Source organism: Herbaspirillum sp. NPDC101396, from assembly GCF_044767365.1.
GTDB lineage: Bacteria > Pseudomonadota > Gammaproteobacteria > Burkholderiales > Burkholderiaceae_D > Herbaspirillum.
Genome location: NZ_JBIWNT010000003.1, coordinates 637,089 through 652,578, shown reverse-complemented (window position 1 = coordinate 652,578; position 15,490 = coordinate 637,089). Strand labels below are relative to the sequence as shown.

Sequence of the window (15,490 nt, the reverse complement as noted above, 5' to 3'; positions counted from 1 at the left end):
CGCTGTCGTTACTATCATTGCTGACATTACCGGTAAGAGTCGGAGACTCCATGTTGTCGTTCCTTTGCATCATGTAAATTGACTGACCAGCGCCTTGGCGATATCCGCTATCGGCAAAATTTCGGTGGCGGCATCGAGCGCCGCAGCGGCCTTCGGCATGCCGTAGACGGAACTGCTCTCGCGATCCTGGGCGATCGTGTGATAGCCGGCGTCGCGGAGGGCCTTGAGACCGGCGGCGCCATCGCGCCCCATGCCGGTCAGCAAGACGCCCACAGCCTGGCCACGCCACTGTCGCACCACGCTGTTGAAAAACACGTCGATCGATGGATGGTAGACATCCTCGGGCGACTCCGGCGCATAGCCGAGGCTATCGCGATTCCTGAACAGCAAATGCTGATTGGTGCCGGCCATGAGCACCGTGCCGCGTTGCGGACGATCGCCCTCTTGCGCCACCTTCACCGCCAGTCTGCTTTGTTGCTGCAACCAACCCGCCATGCCGCCGGCAAAACCGGGGTCGATGTGCTGCACGATCACGATGGCCGCCGGAAATGTATCGGGAAGCGTGCGCAATATGGTCGCCAATGCGCCCGGACCTCCTGCCGACGCACCGATCGCCACCAACTTGTCGGAAACTGTCGGCGCCACCGGAATTCGCCTCGGCTCGATGGTCGGGCGCGCGACCGATGACTGCGCAGGCTTGCGTTCCATGCGACCTATCCGGTCGATTTTTTCCATCAGCACGGCCGAACCCTGGCGCCAGTCGCTGCCCGACAGCGCCGGGGTATCGACGGCGTCAAGCGCGCCATGGCCGAGCGCCTGGTAGACCTTGTCGGCGCAGGCGCCGATGTCGGCCGTGACGATCAGGATCGGGCACGGCGTCTGCTGCATGATGCGGCGCGTGGCTTCGACGCCATCCACGCCCGGCATGACGATGTCCATCAGGATCAGGTCCGGTAATTGCCAGGCGCATAGCTCAACCGCTTGCGCGCCGTCCTGCGCCACCCACAGCAACTGGTGTTCGGGCCACTCCGCCAGCACGCGGCGCAGGATCTCGACCACCATGGGGACGTCATTGACGATGGCGATCTTCATCAGGCCGCTCCGATCAGATCGACCACCGCCTGCAGCAGTGTCTCGTCGTGGAAGCTGCTCTTGGTGAAATAGTGATCGGCGCCGGCTTCGAGGCCGCGCTGGCGATCTTCTTCACGGTCTTTGTACGACACGATCATCACCGGCAGATTGCGCAGGTGCGATGCCTGCCGGATCAGCGTGACCAGCTCGATGCCGTCCATGCGCGGCATGTCGATATCGGTGATGACCAGGTCGAACTGTTCGGTGCGCACGGCGTTCCAGCCGTCCATGCCGTCGACCGCAACGGCGACCTGGTAACCGCGGTTGCTCAGCAGCTTGCGCTCCAGTTCGCGCACCGTCAGCGAATCATCGACCACCAGCACTTTCTTGCGCGCGGCGCCGGCATCGTCGGCAGTCGCCTGGCCGACGTTTTCGAGCTGACCGGCGACGCTGAGCTTCTCCACTGAACGCAGCATGTCGGCCACGTCCAGGATCAGCACCGGTGCGCCGTCTTCCATCAGGGCGCCGGCCTGCACGTTGGGGATCTTGCCCAGGCGCGCGTCAAGCGCCTGCACCACCAGCATGCGTTCGCCGAGGAAGCGGTCGACCGCCAGTCCGTAGGTATGTTCGTTGTCGCCGATGACCACCACCATGACCGACTCGCCCTTGGCCCGCAATTCGCCTTTTTGCAAAATCTGGTGCGCGCTGACGAGACCGATCTGGCGGCCTTCGAAACTGAAATGCTGGTAGCCCTCGAGCACGTCCAGCTCTTCGCGCTGCAACTCCAGTGTGCGATTGACGTAAGCCAGCGGGAACGCGTACGGCTCGCCGTCGATGCTGACCAGCAGGCTGCGGATCACCGACAGCGTCAGCGGCAATTGCATCTGGAAGCGCGTGCCCTGACCGGCCGTGCTGGTGATGCGCACGGTGCCGCGCACCTGCTTGAGCATGTCGGCGACGACGTCGAGGCCGACGCCGCGGCCGGAGATATCGGTGACCGTGTCGCGCAGGCTGAAACCGGGCAACAGCAGGAATTCCAGCAGCTCGGCTTCACTCAGGCGCGCAACGATGTCGTCGGTCGACAGCTTGCGTGCGACGATGGCTTTCTTCAATTGCGCCATGTCGATGCCGGCGCCGTCGTCGCTGACATTGACCTGCAACATGCCGGCGCTGTGACGCGCCTCCAGAGTAATACGGCCCTGCTCCGGCTTGCCGGCCTGCAGGCGCTGTTGCGGCGATTCGATGCCGTGGTCGACGGCATTGCGCAGCAGGTGACCGATAGGCGCATCGAGTTTTTCCAGGATGTCGCGGTCGATCTGGGTGGCGTTGCCGACGATGTCCAGCCGCACCGACTTGCCCAGCGTGTTGCCGACGTCGCGCACCATGCGGGCGTAGTTGCCGGAACCTGCCCCGGCGCCGTCCGAAAACGGCCGCATGCGGCAGGCCAGCGCCTCTTCGTAGAGACGCTGCGACAGGTTGACGGAATGACGATCGAACATCTCAAGCTCGGCCAACTGATCGCCGACCATGTGCTGCGACTGCAGCATCAGCGCGCGCACTTCATTGAGCGCGACTTGCGCGGCCTCGCCGCCGGCGCTCATCTTTTGCTGCAGCATGTCGAGCGCTTGCGCAGCTTCGCGCTGCAGGCGCTTGACGCGCAGCATCGATGCGGCAAACGGTTTGAGGCGGCGCGATTCCACCAGCGATTCGCCGCTCAGGCTCAGCAGGCGGTCGAGATTGTCGGCGGAGACGCGCACCGAACGGCCGCCGCCAACGTGGGCGCTGTCGCGAGCTTCGATTGATGTGGCCGGTGTCGGCGTCGCGACAGAAGTTATTGCAGGCTGGTTTGCAACGACTGGTATTGCTCCCCCTGTATCGTCACTGCTGTCGGTCATGGCCACACTGAGCGCCAGCATGAAGGCGTCGATCTCTGGCTTGCCTTCCTTGTCGCCCCAGGTTTCGTCGTCCCCCGGCGCATTGGCGATACGTTCCAGCAAGTCGACGCCCTTGAACAAGGCGTCGATCTGCCGTCGCCGCAAACTGAGCTTGCCCTGCTGCGCCAGCACGAAACAGTCTTCCATCACGTGCGCGACGTTGACGCCGGCGTTGAGCGTGATGATGCGCGCCGCGCCCTTGAGCGAATGGGCGGCGCGCATGCACGCTTCCAGCGGCTCGGCCAACTGTTCGGGATCGACGTCAACACCGTGGCGTTCCAGTTCGAGCAGGCCGGCGTTAAGCACCTGCACCTGGCTTTCCACTTCATGCCGGAACAATTCCAGCATGGTCATCTGCCGCAGATCGGGCGAACTCATGTCAGGCTCCGATTCAGGGCATAAAACAGCAGACCGCAGTCGATCAGGCCAAGTTGCCGCTCGCGCCACGAGATCAGCGATTGCGTGTACGTCATGCCCGCATGCGCCATGGTCGAGGGTGGCGGCTGCACGGCATCGGCGGCATAGCCGTAGACGCCGGCGACTTCATCGACCGGGAACACCAGCACCTGCTGTTCATGCTCCACCACCAGAAGGCGTTGTGCAGTCTTGGCTGAAGCAGCATCGGCAGCGGCCATGCCGAGCATGCGACCCAGCGATACGCAGATTTTCAGTGCGCCGCGGATATTGGTCAGCCCGAGCACGGCAGGATTGGCCTGACCCGGCAAGCTATGGACGGCGCGCGCCTCGATCACTTCGACCACGGCGGCGGTCGGAAACGCCAGCCACTCGGCGCCGACGCGAAACGCCAGCATCGATGCCGTGGCGTCGCCGCGACCACGCACTTGCGCCTCGCCCTCGCCGATGGGCGAAAACAAGGCATCGCTCGCATCGTCGCCAAACACGGGCCGGTCGAGCAGCGCCGAGGCGGCCGACGCGAAGGTCGGGCAATTGAGGCAGCGGAAATATTCTTTCAATTTGGCGCAGCTGTTGTCGCCGCGTACGCCGATACGATTCCAGCAATCGTCGACGGCGATTTCCACGACGACCGGCGAAGAGACAAAATCAGGCATCCGAGCGCTCCCCATTGACCGGTTTCAGTTGCGCCTTCCGGGCTCGTTCCGCGCGTTCCTGCAAACGCTGCGCACCCGCATCGTCGCCCTGTGCCGCCAGCAAGGCCGCCAGATGCAACAAGGCTTCGCGGTGGTCGGGTTGCAGGTAGATCGCCTTGCGGTACAGCTGCTGCGCGGCGCTGGCATCCTGGCGCGCATCGCTGATCAGGCCTTGCAAATGGTAAGCGTCGGCGTTGGGACTGACAGCATTCAGTTGCTCGCACAGCGCCTCGGCCTGTGCCAGTTCGCCGCGATCGGCGCGGGCGCGAGCCTGCGCGAGCAGGTCATTCTGTACAACGGCAGATGGCGTCCCGTCTGGAACACGTTGACGAAACGGTGCAACCTGCACAGGCCGGACTCGCGGTGGCGGCGCAGGTTCAGGCGCGACAATCCGGGGAATTGCCGCCACCATCTTCAGTGGCGGCAGCGGCAAGTCCACACGATCAACCGATTTCTTGCGTCGGAACCCGAAACTGAGCGGGATGCCGATCGATTCGATATGCGGCTTGAGCAGCAATCCGGCCTCGGCCGGGCCGACGAAAATGCAACCGTCGCGGTCCAGCAGGCGCTCCAGCACCTGCACCGCCTGCTGTTGCACGTCGCGGTCGAAGTAGATCAGCACGTTGCGGCAAAAGATGAAATCGTAAGGCGCTTCGTTGCGCATGAAGTCGGGCGACAGCATGTTGCCGAAGCGGAAAGCGACCTGCTGCCGCACGTCCTCGTCAAGCGCCCAGTCGTGCTGGCCGGCGCCTTCGTGACCGTCGGTGAAATGGCGTTCGCGATACTCGAGCTGTTTGCCGCGGAACGAATTGCGGCCGTAGACCGCGCGCTGCGCTGCGGCCAACGAACGATGGCAGATGTCGACGCCGTCGATGCGGAATTGCGCGGGCGGCACGCCGGCCTCGAGCAGCGCCATCGCGATGGAATACGGTTCTTCGCCGGTCGAACAAGGCAGGCTCAGGATGCGTACGGTGGCGTTGGAGGCGTTAGGCGCGCGAATAATTTTTTCGCGGGCCAGCCGCGCCACGGCGAGGATCGCTTCGCGGTCGCGGAAGAACCAGGTTTCCGGCACCACCACGAGTTCGATGAGCTCCTGCAATTCGCCCACGCCGGATTGCAGGACATGCAGGTATCCGGTCATGTCGGCCTGGCCCAGCACCTTCATGCGCTCGCGCACTCCGCGCTCGATCAGCGCGCTGCCGACAGCGGCAATGTCCAGCCCCATGTTTTGCTTGAGCATGGCGGCAATCGGTTCGACTGCCGCGTGGTCATCGTGGGAAATCAGGGAAGCATTGGCGCTCATGCCGGGCTCTCCTCGGGGAACAGCAAGGCCTGGACGTCGGCGTCGAGCATGTCGGCCACCTTGACCCATTGGATCAGATTGTCGCCTTGGCGCATGACCGGACCGAGGTAGCGCGCGTTGTCGTGCATCAGCCCAGAGCCGGTGAAATCGGCGACTTCGCAGCGCAGCGTGTCGGTGGCGCGCTCGACGATCAGTCCCAGCAGTTGCGGCGTTTGCCCTTCAGGCATGTAACGGACCAGCACCATGCGCGTGCTCAAGCGTGCGGCCGCAGGCGTGCCGAGCGCCAGCATGCTGACGTCCAGCACCGGCACGTTGCGGCCGTCGTGGCTGAAGATGCCGCGCACCCATGGCGGCGCTTCGGGTACCTGCTTGCACGGCGCCGGCGGCAATACCACCGCCACCTCGGCGGCGTCGAGCGCATAGCGTTCATTACCGATCTGGAAAATCAGGAACAGCATGGCAGGCCGCTCAGGCCGATACCTTGAAGCGCGACACACCGTTGCGCAGGCCGTTCGACACCAGGTTCAGTTCGTCGATGGCCTGGCTCGATTGCTGCAGCGATTCGACGGTCTGCTGGGCCGCTTCGCTCAGTTGCAGCAGCGCCTGGTTGATCTGTTCGGCGCTGTTGGCCTGCGCCTGCATGCCTTCGTTGACCACCTGGAAGCGCGGCGCCAGCGCCTGCACCTGGGCGATGATCTGCGACAGCTGGGTGCCGACCTGCTGCACTTCGGCCATGCCGCGACGAACCTGGTCGGAGAACTTGTCCATGCCCATGACGCCGGCGGCGACCGCCGACTGGATTTCCTTGACCATCAATTCGATGTCGTACGTGGCCACCGCAGTCTGGTCGGCCAGGCGACGGATTTCCGTCGCCACGACCGAGAAGCCGCGGCCGTATTCGCCGGCCTTCTCCGCCTCGATGGCGGCGTTCAGCGACAGCAGGTTGGTCTGGTCGGCGACCTTGGTGATGGTGGTGACGACCTGGTTGATGTTGCCGGCTTTCTCGTTGAGGATGGCAAGCTTGCCGCTGACCGAGCCGGCCGCTTCCATGACGTCCTGCATGGTGTCTTCCATGCGCGTCAGGCCGCTCTGTCCGCTGCCGGCCAGCGTGGCGGCCTGTTCCGACACCAGCGAGACTTCGTTCATGGTGCGCACCAGGTCGCGTGAGGTGGCGAAGATTTCTCGCGAGGTGACGCCGATTTCGGTGGTCGTGGCGGCCGTCTCGGAGGCAGTCGCTTGCTGCTGACGCGAAGTCGCGGCGATTTCAGTCACTGAGGTGGAGACCTGCGCCGACGATTTCTGCGCCTGGCCGACCAGCGCGGTCAGCTCATCGGTCATGCGGTTGAAGCCCGCCGCCAGATGCGAAAACTCGTCGCGGCGCTCGAAATACAGCCGCTGCGAAAAATCGCCGGCGCGCATCACGTCGAGGATGCCCATCAGACGCTGCATCGGACCGGTAATCGCGCGCAGCAGGAAGTAGCCGCACACCACCGCTGCCGCCAGCGCGGCGATCACTGCGATCAGCATGCTGGTCTTGGCCTGGGTCACGGCATCGGTGATGCGTTGCGCCGAATCGTCGGAAATGGTCTTGTTGATCTCGACCATCTTCTGCGTCAGCGTATAACCGGTGCGCCAGGCCGGACGCAGCTGGTCCGAAATGATCTTGTAGACGGCCGGATTGGGGCTGGACAAATCCATGCGCAGGATTTCCTGCTGGATCTGCCGGTATGCCATGCGAGCCTGCTTGAACTGATCGAACAAGGTGCGATCGCGGGTGGTGAAGATGGTCTTTTCGTATTCTTCCTGCAGATGATTGAGGCGTTCGCCGTTGGCGCGCAGCAGTGCGATGTCGGCCTGGCGTGTCGCCTCGGTATCGTCAACCTGGGCGATTTGCTGGCCCAGCAGCAGGTTTTCATACCAGGCGGCGTTGATCATGGTGCTGTAATACAGCCCTGGCGTGGAGTCCTGACGCAGGCTGGTGGCCTCGTCGTCGATCTTGGCCAGCCTGGTGTAGGCGATGCCGGCCATGACCGCCATCAGGATCAGGATGACCGCAAAGCTGCCGAGGATTCGCTGTTTGATCGTCCAATTTTTCATGCTGACGGGGCTCTCTCAATAGGATAAAAGTTGCTGCAGAAGATGATGCGAAATCTGGCGTGAAATTAATATCGAAAAATCATCGAAAAACCGCTAGATTCTTGCTTCCCGCGCATTATCGCTGAATCGCCTGCGCATTGCCACTCGCGGCCCCAATGAAAAACGCCGGTGCAGATATCTGCACCGGCGTTTTCGCCTGCAAGCTCACAAAAGCGTGATCAGTTGAAGATCACCGTCTTGTGGCCGTTCAGCAGGATGCGGTGTTCCGTGAACCATTTGACGGCGCGCGCCAGCACCACCGACTCAATGTCGCGGCCAATGGCGGTCAGCGTATCCGGTCCCATGGAATGGTCCACGCGCTCGACGCCCTGCTCGATGATCGGGCCTTCGTCGAGGTCGCTAGTGACGAAATGCGCAGTGGCGCCGATCAGCTTCACGCCGCGGTCATGCGCCTGGTAATACGGCTTGGCGCCCTTGAAGCTGGGCAGGAAGGAATGGTGGATGTTGATCGCCCGGCCTTTGAGCGCAGTGCACATCGACGGCGACAGGATCTGCATGTAACGCGCCAACACCACCAGGTCGATCTGGTTGTGCTCGACGATTTCCAGGATGCGCGCCTCCTGCGCCAGCTTGGCCTCTTCCGATGCACCAGCGGCCAATGGCAGATGATGGAAGGGAATGTTGTAGCTTGCCGCCAGCTGATAGAAATCGGTGTGATTGGACACGATGGCCGGGATTTCCACCGGCAGCAGGCCGCTCTTGTAGCGGAACAGCAGGTCGTTGAGGCAATGGCCGATCTTCGACACCATCAGCAAGACGCGCGGCTTGGCGGCGGCGTCGTGCAGTTCCCAGTCCATGTTGAGCGAACCGCCCAGCAGTGCGAAATCGGCGCGCAGCACTTCGTCGCTGATCGAGGCGTCTTCCGACGCGAAATGCACGCGCATGAAGAACAGCTTTGACTGGGCGTCGCCGAACTGGGCGGAATCGATGATGTTGCAGCCGTGATCGGCAAGAAAGCCCGACACGCGATGAACGATGCCGCGCTGGTCGAGACAGGAGATGGTGAGGATGTATTCCGGGTGAGTCATAGTCGATCTTGAAAGCGCTGTCGCCTGCCGCCAAGTCCCGGAAAAAGACTCCGGAATGCAGCCGAATGGCGAAAAACCGCTATTGTCGCATGCCCGGCGCACGCGCACAAAGCGCCAAACCCCCACCAGGGGTCTGGAAAGCACGAAAAACGGCCAAAAACCGTTAAAAACAGGCGAACAAGGTCAGCAACCCGTCCGGAACATTCCGGAGAGCATCGCGCTGTTTCAGCCGACTTGATCAATAATCCGATAGACGGCCACAGGCGGACACGCCGCTGCCGCGCCTGCGGCAAGCAGCTGACGATCGCCGCTTACTCGATCAAGTAAGACGGCCAGGTGAAATTGATGCGTCCGTTAAGCCGTTTTAGCCTGCAACAGTTCGCGCTGCTCTGCGCTGCCGCCGACCTGCACATCGCCGCTGAGCTGGCCGCCTTCTTCGATCACCAGTTTGCCGTAACGGATCTTGCCCGATACCCGGCCACTCGAATAAATCACCAGTTTCTGGCGCACGGTCAGATCGCCGTCGAAGTCGCCGCGAATTTCAGCCAGGTCGATTTCAGCCGATCCCTTGAACGCGCCCTTTTCGGCGATCTGGATCACGCGCGAATCCATGGTGGCTTCCACGCGGCCTTCGACCACGAGCGTGTCGCAATCATTGATTTCGACACCCTTCAATTTGATGTTGGGTCCGACGATCAGCTTGCTGCCCATTTCGTTGGAGCCGGAGCTGTTGTTCGGCTGCGAACCGGACGAAGAAGTGGAAGTCGGAGTCGCCGTCTTGGACACATTGGATACGCCCGGTTGCGTCAAGTTGTTGTTGGCGCTGAAAGGGGAATTTGGCGAATTGGTTTCTCGTTTGCCAAAGAGAGTTTCTGAGCGAAGCATGGTATCTCCTGAAGATAGATGTGCGGTGCAAGACGTGGCACTGATAAAACAAATCGGGGACATGATCCTCATATGGTGGCGCCCTGTTTCGACGCGATGATGAACACTGTCCTCCGCGGAGGATGAGATCGCTGTAATGCTGATGCCGTTTGCGTTTTCACGACATGAGTTGTGCAGCGATATCAGGCGATTCGGCACATCATGAAATAGAAAGTTCACGAGAATTTTGTAACAGAGCAATGAGTTTGCGGAACATCGGCGCAATGCAAATCGCAGCACGAATTTTTTATGCGTATAAAATTTTCGCGACACGCAAATATCACCTCGTGCGTCGTCGTTTTTTTTGCGCGTTTTCACTCTGTGAGGGCGATTATTTTTCATGACGCTGATGATGGTGTCGCCAATCGGCGACACCATCGTTTTGGTCCATCGCATGACGGATGTCGGTTACATTTTTCGGCGCATTTTTTTCTTTTTTTATTTTTCTTCCGCATCTCTTTTTTATTTTTCACGTCGTCGACATCGTGCGTCGCCCTCCTTCAACAGCTTGACTTTTTGCAGGCCGCAAGAGATTCTTTGCCGCACTCAACGACGCGCCGACTCATTGCTCACGTCGCGTATCTATTTCCATAACAACGAACGGGGTAAACATGAGCGACACTTTCGATCCGGCGGGACAGCCTCAACCTAACCAACCGGTCAGCTTTGCCTCGCTGCTGCCGGCACACACCGGGCCATCGGCGCAAGCGTTTTCGTTCAGCGGACGCGGCTCCGAATATTTCCGCATATGGATAGTCAATCTGCTGCTGTCGGTGGTCACCTTCGGCATTTATTCGGCGTGGGCCAAGGTGCGCCGCCTGCGTTATTTTTATGACAACACGACGGTGGCAGGCACCAGCTTCGAGTATCACGGCAACCCCATCGCTATCCTCAAGGGCCGCATCGTTGCGGTGGTGCTGCTGTTCGGCTACCAGTTCGCGTTCAACTACAACCCGCTGCTGGGCGTCATTGCGCTGCTGGTGTTTGCGCTGGCGGTGCCGTGGCTGATCTGGCGCAGCTTGCAGTTCAAGCTGTACAACTCCAGCTACCGCGGGATCCGCTTCGGTTTTCGCGGCAACGCCGGCGGCGCTTACAAGACCTATCTGCTGCTGCCCATCCTGACCGTGCTGACGCTGTACCTGCTGACGCCGTTCACGCATCAGCGCATCAAGCGCTTCCAGCACAATGAATCGCGCTTCGGCGCCAGCCATTTCTCATTCGACGGTTCGGTGGGCAGTTTCTACAAGACCTACCTGATCGGCTTCGGGATTTACCTGGCCGGCTTCATCGCGATCGTGGTGGCGCTGGGCGGCACCGCGCTGATTGCCGCCGGGCGCGATTTCGGCGCGCACAGCGTGTTCTCGTTCATGCTGCTGTTCTTTGCGCTGTATGTGTGGACGTTCCTGATGTATCCGCTGTTCCTGACGCTGCTGCAAAACCTGATCTGGAACCATACCCGTCTTGGCGAGCACCGCTTCCATAGCACGATGCGCTGGCCGCGCATGATGTTCATCGCCTTCACCAACATCATCGGCATCGTGCTGACGCTGGGATTGTTCACGCCGTTTGCGCAGATCCGCGCGCTGCGCTACAAGATCGAATCGATGAGCCTGCATGCGGCCGGCAATCTCGACGAGTTCATCGCCGACAATGCGGCGCAAGGTTCCGCCGCCGGTGAAGGCCTGAGCGACCTGCTCGACTTCGATCTGTCGCTTTGAGCGCCCCGATGCAGGTTGCGGCGTTTTACTTCGACGGCAGGACCTCGCGTCGCCACGCGGTCACGCTGGACGTGGCCGACGGCATTGCCACCATCAGCGGCGATGCCGAGCGGACCTGCCCGATTACGCAACTGCGCGTGTCCGAACGACTCAACCGGGCGGCCCGCAAGGTGACCTTCCCCGACGGCGCCTATCTCGAAATCCAGGACAACGCCGCCTTCAACATGCTGCTGCAAGCCACTGCGCACCGCGATTCGCTGGTGGTGCGCATGCAGCAGAACTGGCGCGCCACGCTGGCCGCGACCGCGACCCTGGTGGCGGTGCTGGTGCTGGGCTACCTCTATCTGCTGCCGCTGGCGGCGGAAGTCGTCGCGCGCTCGCTGCCGATCAGCGTCGAGCAGCGCATCGGCGACGGCGCGCTGGACTTCCTCGACGACCATATCCTGCTGCCGACGCAATTGCCGGCCGCACGGCGCACCGCCATCACGACGCGCTTTCGCGCACTGACGGCAGAAGTCGAAGGTGTACCGCACTACGAGATCGTGTTCCGCAAAAGCCGCATCGGGCCGAATGCGCTGGCGCTGCCGTCGGGTCAGATCGTGCTCACCGACGAGATCGTCACGCTGCTGGACGACGACGACGCCGTCATGGGCGTGCTCGCGCATGAACTGGGCCACGTGCACCGGCGCCACCTGATGCGCCGCCTGATCCAGAGCTCGGCCATCGGCGCAGCCGCGACGGCGCTGTTCGGCGACGTCTCGGCGGTGATCGCCAATATCCCGACCGTGCTGCTGGACATGAAATATTCACGCGACGTCGAGCGCGAGGCCGACGACTATGCCGTGGATCTGTTCAGGGCCAACGGCATCAGCCGCAAGAAGCTGGCGTACGTTTTCGAGAAGCTGGGCGAGAAGGAAGCTGCCGGCGGCGGTGTACCGCCTTACCTGTCGAGTCATCCGGCCAGCGCCGAGCGGGTTGAGCGCATTCTCAGCGCCCAATAGCTGGCCGGCGGCCGTTCAGACTCAGGCCGGCACCTGATCGAGGAAGCCGGTCACGCTGCGCAGGCGTCCTTCCTGCAGGACGGCGTAATCGGTGCCTTTGATCATGGCTTCTTCATCATCCAATCCCAGCGCCCACGAAAAGCGCAGATGATCGCCATGGAAGTCGGCCGCGCCGATGCGGCTGAAGCGAAAGCCCGGGAAGCGCTCGTGTACCGCCGCCACCAGTTGCGAGATGGCGGCATGACCATCGCCCTGCATCAGCGGATCGCGATAGCTCGCGTCGGCGGTCCACAGTTCCTCGATCAGGCCGGCGCGGCGCGCTGCATCGGGTTCGTTCCAGACGGCGATGTAGAGGTCGACCAGCTTGCTCATGTGTGCGTTGTTCAGGTTTGTCATGTTCGGCTCCATACGGGTGAATGAAAAAAGGCGTTCAATCGATCGCCGCCCGGTGCATCTGCAACACATCCGGTGCGGCGTCAGACAGATCTTTGCGCAGACCCGGTAGCACCGGCAATTACCTCGGAGGTAATGTGAGGATGCCGGACGATGCGCTATGATCCGCTCATGATCACGACACCTCCCTTGACTACGACACCATCCCGCACCGCTGCGCGCAGCGCCAGCGACCTGCTGCGCGAATGGCGCCTGCGCCGTCGCATGAGCCAGCTCGACCTGGCTTGCGAGGCTGAAATCTCGACGCGTCATCTGAGCTTTCTCGAAACCGGCCGCTCGCAACCGAGCCGGGAGATGCTGTTGCGGCTGGCCGAACGACTCGAGATCCCGCTGCGCGAACGCAATGCCTTGCTGATGGCGGGCGGCTTCGCGCCGTTGTTTCCGGAGCGCGCATTGGACGATCCGGCGTTGCAGGCGGCGCGTGCCGCGATCGAACAGATCCTGACCGGACACGAACCATTTCCGGCGCTGGCGATCGATCGCCACTGGAACCTGGTGTCGGCCAATCGCGTCATTGCGCTGCTGCTCACCGGCGTGGCGCCGGAACTGCTGGCCGCGCCCGTCAACGTCATGCGCCTGAGCCTGCACCCGCAAGGCTTGGCGCCGCGCATCGTCAACTTTCCGGAATGGCGTCGCCACATGCTTGATCGCCTGCGTCAGCAGATCGCCTTGAGCGCGGATCTGGTGCTGATCGACCTGATGAAGGAGCTGCAAGGCTACCCGGAGCCGCCCGGGGCCGGCGCCGATGCCCATCCGGCCTCGCCATATGCGGCCGTGGCGGTGCCGTTCCAGCTGGCGACGGACCGGGGCACGCTGTCCTTCTTCAGCACCACCACCATCTTCGGCACGCCGGTCGACATCACCTTGTCGGAACTGGCGATGGAGTGTTTTTTTCCGGCCAATGCGGAGACTTCCGCAGCCTTGAGGGCAATGCTGCCGGACTGAGGCGCACAAAAAATTTCCTCGCGACACTATTCCCTCGTTTTTGCCTCAATCCGGCTACGGTACTTTTACGATCGCAGCAGAAAGCGGTTTACATTTCGCACTAGTGTGCTAAATTGACGGCCATGGATACCGTCATCACCCGTACCGCCAAAAGCGAACTGACCCTGGCCGCGATCGTCGACACCGCCCTTGAGATGGCGGCAAACGAGGGGCTGGAGTCGCTGTCGCTGGGCGAGGTCGCCAAGCGGCTCAACATCAGCAAGAGCGGCGTGTTTTCGCGCGTCGGCTCGCGCGAAGCCTTGCAGCAGGCGGTGCTGGACGAGTTCGACCGGCGTTTCGTGGAAGAGATCTTCAAGCCGGCGATGGCGCTGCCGCGCGGCCTGCCGCGCCTGAACAAGATGATCCGCAACTGGCTGCAGCGCACCAACAACGACGTCAGCTGCCTGTACATCGCCGGCGCTTTTGAATACGACGACGTGGTGGACAGCCCGATGCGCGACCGCATCAAGAAGAACATCCTGCAATGGCGCGGCATGCTGCACCGGACCATCGAGCAGGCGCTGGAAGAAGGCCAGTTGCGCCCGGACACCGATCCCCAGCAACTGGTGTTCGAGCTGTATTGCCTGATGGTCGGACTGATGCACGATGCGCGCTTCCTGCGCGATCCGGAGGCGCTGGGGCGCGTACAAACAGCTTACGACCGGTTGATTTCGACTTACCGCAGCTTCAATTATCACGGCTGAGGCTGCTGCAGCGCCCCTATGGCAGGCGCCGCCGGCAGAAATTGTGTTTGTTTTTTTATTCAAATTTCGCACTATCGTGCTAAACAGGGAGTGAATCATGTGGATTATCATCGGTGCTATTGCACTGCCCATCGCGGCATCGTTGTTGTTCCAGTTATTGCAGGCGATGAACCTGGTGCCTGACAGTAATGAGGATTTCGTCTTCATCGAGGCGGCAGAACTCGTAGAGCAGCAGACGGATGCTGCGGCCAGGAACAATGTTTTCGTTGCGGCGGTCAATATCCAGGTTCCGGTGAAGGAGTTCTGAGCGTCTGCTTTGGTCGCTGCGGTATTGCCGTCACTGGATTGACGATCTCCTTATCAATACCAGCCCCCGACGAACTGCCGATGTCTACGCCAAACAACGAACCCACCCTGTCCGCCGAGATCTTCCCCGACCGGCAACTGACCACCCTCGCCTGCATGCTCGCCCTGCTGATCGCCGTGATCAGTTGGTTCGCGCTGAGCGCCCAGACCGACATCACCATCGACCGCCTGCTCGACCGCGGCATGACGGTCATGGACGGCGTCGAACGCTTGACGAGCTATCTCACCAACCTGACCATCCTGCTGAGCGCCGTGAGTTTTTCCGCGCTCGCCCTGCCCGGTGCGAATCCGGTCAGCCGTTTTTTCCGCAGGCCGCAGGTCATTACGGCAGTGGTGGCCTACATGATCTTCGTCGGGATTGCCTACAACCTCCTGCTGCGCCAACTGTGGCAGCCGACCGGCTTTCGCGCACTGGTCAACGAAAGCCTGCATACCGTCACGCCGTTGCTGGCGCTGGTCTATTGGATCTTCTTCGTCCCCCGCTTCCAGCCCAGCCTGAAGAAATGCCTGCTGTGGCTGGTCTACCCGCTCGGCTACCTGAGCATCACGCTGTGGCGCGGCGGCAGTTCCGGCTTTTATCCCTATCCCTTCATCAACGTCCGCGACCTCGGCTATCCGCACGTGCTGCTGAACGCCACCGGCCTGTTCGCAGGATTCCTGGCGCTGATGGGCTTGTTGCTGATCATCAACAACGCCGGCAAGAATCTCCTGCTGCGTCGCTGAGGCGGCGTCCGGCAC

15 protein-coding genes are annotated in these 15,490 nt (G+C 61.8%); 6 read left to right on the top strand and 9 right to left on the bottom strand.

All coding sequences use genetic code 11. The features are described from left to right. Positions 1 to 69 precede the first annotated feature (69 nt). From ACIROY_RS12765 to ACIROY_RS12730, 8 genes are all read right to left on the bottom strand, one after another. On the bottom strand, positions 70 to 1,092 hold the full coding sequence (locus ACIROY_RS12765) for a chemotaxis response regulator protein-glutamate methylesterase (protein WP_402272609.1): 1,023 nt from the start codon (positions 1,090 to 1,092) through the stop codon (positions 70 to 72). After that, positions 1,092 to 3,383 (bottom strand): hybrid sensor histidine kinase/response regulator, encoded by a 2,292-nt coding sequence (locus tag ACIROY_RS12760; protein WP_402341866.1) that lies wholly within the window; start codon positions 3,381 to 3,383, stop codon positions 1,092 to 1,094. Before ACIROY_RS12760 ends, ACIROY_RS12765 begins: the two co-directional genes overlap by 1 nt. Continuing rightward, positions 3,380 to 4,075: a chemotaxis protein CheW gene (locus ACIROY_RS12755; RefSeq protein WP_402341864.1), complete on the bottom strand. Its 696-nt coding sequence runs from the start codon at positions 4,073 to 4,075 to the stop codon at positions 3,380 to 3,382. The genes ACIROY_RS12760 and ACIROY_RS12755 overlap by 4 nt, the downstream gene beginning before the upstream one ends. After that, positions 4,068 to 5,417, bottom strand: coding sequence for a CheR family methyltransferase (locus ACIROY_RS12750; protein WP_402272615.1), 1,350 nt, complete (start codon positions 5,415 to 5,417; stop codon positions 4,068 to 4,070). The genes ACIROY_RS12755 and ACIROY_RS12750 overlap by 8 nt, the downstream gene beginning before the upstream one ends. Then, positions 5,414 to 5,875 carry a chemotaxis protein CheW gene (locus ACIROY_RS12745; protein WP_402341862.1) on the bottom strand — a complete coding sequence of 154 codons (462 nt, stop codon included), beginning with the start codon at positions 5,873 to 5,875 and terminating at the stop codon, positions 5,414 to 5,416. Before ACIROY_RS12745 ends, ACIROY_RS12750 begins: the two co-directional genes overlap by 4 nt. A 10-nt stretch (positions 5,876 to 5,885) precedes the next feature. After that, positions 5,886 to 7,514, bottom strand: a complete 1,629-nt coding sequence (locus ACIROY_RS12740; protein ID WP_402272619.1) for a methyl-accepting chemotaxis protein — start codon at positions 7,512 to 7,514, stop codon at positions 5,886 to 5,888. A 218-nt stretch (positions 7,515 to 7,732) separates the two neighbouring features. Continuing rightward, positions 7,733 to 8,602, bottom strand: a complete 870-nt coding sequence (gene purU, locus ACIROY_RS12735) for a formyltetrahydrofolate deformylase (protein WP_402272621.1) — start codon at positions 8,600 to 8,602, stop codon at positions 7,733 to 7,735. 354 nt (positions 8,603 to 8,956) lie between these two features. After that, on the bottom strand, positions 8,957 to 9,487 hold the full coding sequence (locus ACIROY_RS12730; RefSeq protein ID WP_402273805.1) for a polymer-forming cytoskeletal protein: 531 nt from the start codon (positions 9,485 to 9,487) through the stop codon (positions 8,957 to 8,959). A gap of 650 nt (positions 9,488 to 10,137) precedes the next feature. Between ACIROY_RS12730 and ACIROY_RS12725 the strand changes: the two genes are divergently transcribed. Next, entirely contained in the window at positions 10,138 to 11,244 is a 1,107-nt protein-coding gene (locus ACIROY_RS12725; RefSeq protein ID WP_402341861.1) for a YjgN family protein, read from the top strand. Positions 11,245 to 11,252: 8 nt separating this feature from the next. Then, on the top strand, positions 11,253 to 12,245 hold the full coding sequence (locus tag ACIROY_RS12720) for a M48 family metallopeptidase (RefSeq protein WP_402342024.1): 993 nt from the start codon (positions 11,253 to 11,255) through the stop codon (positions 12,243 to 12,245). Positions 12,246 to 12,266: 21 nt separating this feature from the next. On the opposite strand, the gene ACIROY_RS12715 is transcribed toward ACIROY_RS12720, so the two are convergent. After that, positions 12,267 to 12,641, bottom strand: coding sequence for a nuclear transport factor 2 family protein (locus ACIROY_RS12715; RefSeq protein ID WP_402341859.1), 375 nt, complete (start codon positions 12,639 to 12,641; stop codon positions 12,267 to 12,269). Positions 12,642 to 12,809: 168 nt separating this feature from the next. On the opposite strand from ACIROY_RS12715, the gene ACIROY_RS12710 reads away from it, so the two are divergent. From ACIROY_RS12710 to ACIROY_RS12695, 4 genes are all read left to right on the top strand, one after another. Beyond that, positions 12,810 to 13,643: a helix-turn-helix domain-containing protein gene (locus ACIROY_RS12710; protein ID WP_402341857.1), complete on the top strand. Its 834-nt coding sequence runs from the start codon at positions 12,810 to 12,812 to the stop codon at positions 13,641 to 13,643. A 122-nt stretch (positions 13,644 to 13,765) separates the two neighbouring features. Next, a complete protein-coding gene (locus ACIROY_RS12705) occupies positions 13,766 to 14,386 on the top strand; it encodes a TetR/AcrR family transcriptional regulator (protein WP_402272633.1) in 621 nt (206 codons plus the stop codon). Positions 14,387 to 14,483: 97 nt separating this feature from the next. Continuing rightward, the gene (locus ACIROY_RS12700; RefSeq protein ID WP_402272635.1) at positions 14,484 to 14,693 is read left to right on the top strand and encodes a hypothetical protein; all 210 of its coding nucleotides are present in this window, start codon (positions 14,484 to 14,486) and stop codon (positions 14,691 to 14,693) included. Between the two features lie 80 nt (positions 14,694 to 14,773). Continuing rightward, positions 14,774 to 15,475 (top strand): Pr6Pr family membrane protein, encoded by a 702-nt coding sequence (locus ACIROY_RS12695; protein WP_402272638.1) that lies wholly within the window; start codon positions 14,774 to 14,776, stop codon positions 15,473 to 15,475. The last annotated feature ends 15 nt before the right edge of the window (positions 15,476 to 15,490 follow it).

Bases quoted from the DNA above. Each gene is read 5' to 3' on its own strand.
- ACIROY_RS12695 (WP_402272638.1), top strand. From the start codon at position 14,774: ATGTCTACGCCAAACAACGAACCCACCCTGTCCGCCGAGATCTTCCCC.
- ACIROY_RS12740 (WP_402272619.1), bottom strand. From the start codon at position 7,514: ATGAAAAATTGGACGATCAAACAGCGAATCCTCGGCAGCTTTGCGGTC.
- ACIROY_RS12700 (WP_402272635.1), top strand. From the start codon at position 14,484: ATGTGGATTATCATCGGTGCTATTGCACTGCCCATCGCGGCATCGTTG.
- ACIROY_RS12710 (WP_402341857.1), top strand. From the start codon at position 12,810: ATGATCACGACACCTCCCTTGACTACGACACCATCCCGCACCGCTGCG.
- ACIROY_RS12725 (WP_402341861.1), top strand. From the start codon at position 10,138: ATGAGCGACACTTTCGATCCGGCGGGACAGCCTCAACCTAACCAACCG.
- ACIROY_RS12745 (WP_402341862.1), bottom strand. From the start codon at position 5,875: ATGCTGTTCCTGATTTTCCAGATCGGTAATGAACGCTATGCGCTCGAC.
- ACIROY_RS12750 (WP_402272615.1), bottom strand. From the start codon at position 5,417: ATGAGCGCCAATGCTTCCCTGATTTCCCACGATGACCACGCGGCAGTC.
- ACIROY_RS12730 (WP_402273805.1), bottom strand. From the start codon at position 9,487: ATGCTTCGCTCAGAAACTCTCTTTGGCAAACGAGAAACCAATTCGCCA.
- ACIROY_RS12705 (WP_402272633.1), top strand. From the start codon at position 13,766: ATGGATACCGTCATCACCCGTACCGCCAAAAGCGAACTGACCCTGGCC.
- ACIROY_RS12765 (WP_402272609.1), bottom strand. From the start codon at position 1,092: ATGAAGATCGCCATCGTCAATGACGTCCCCATGGTGGTCGAGATCCTG.
- ACIROY_RS12720 (WP_402342024.1), top strand. From the start codon at position 11,253: ATGCAGGTTGCGGCGTTTTACTTCGACGGCAGGACCTCGCGTCGCCAC.
- ACIROY_RS12715 (WP_402341859.1), bottom strand. From the start codon at position 12,641: ATGACAAACCTGAACAACGCACACATGAGCAAGCTGGTCGACCTCTAC.
- purU (WP_402272621.1), bottom strand. From the start codon at position 8,602: ATGACTCACCCGGAATACATCCTCACCATCTCCTGTCTCGACCAGCGC.
- ACIROY_RS12755 (WP_402341864.1), bottom strand. From the start codon at position 4,075: ATGCCTGATTTTGTCTCTTCGCCGGTCGTCGTGGAAATCGCCGTCGAC.
- ACIROY_RS12760 (WP_402341866.1), bottom strand. From the start codon at position 3,383: ATGAGTTCGCCCGATCTGCGGCAGATGACCATGCTGGAATTGTTCCGG.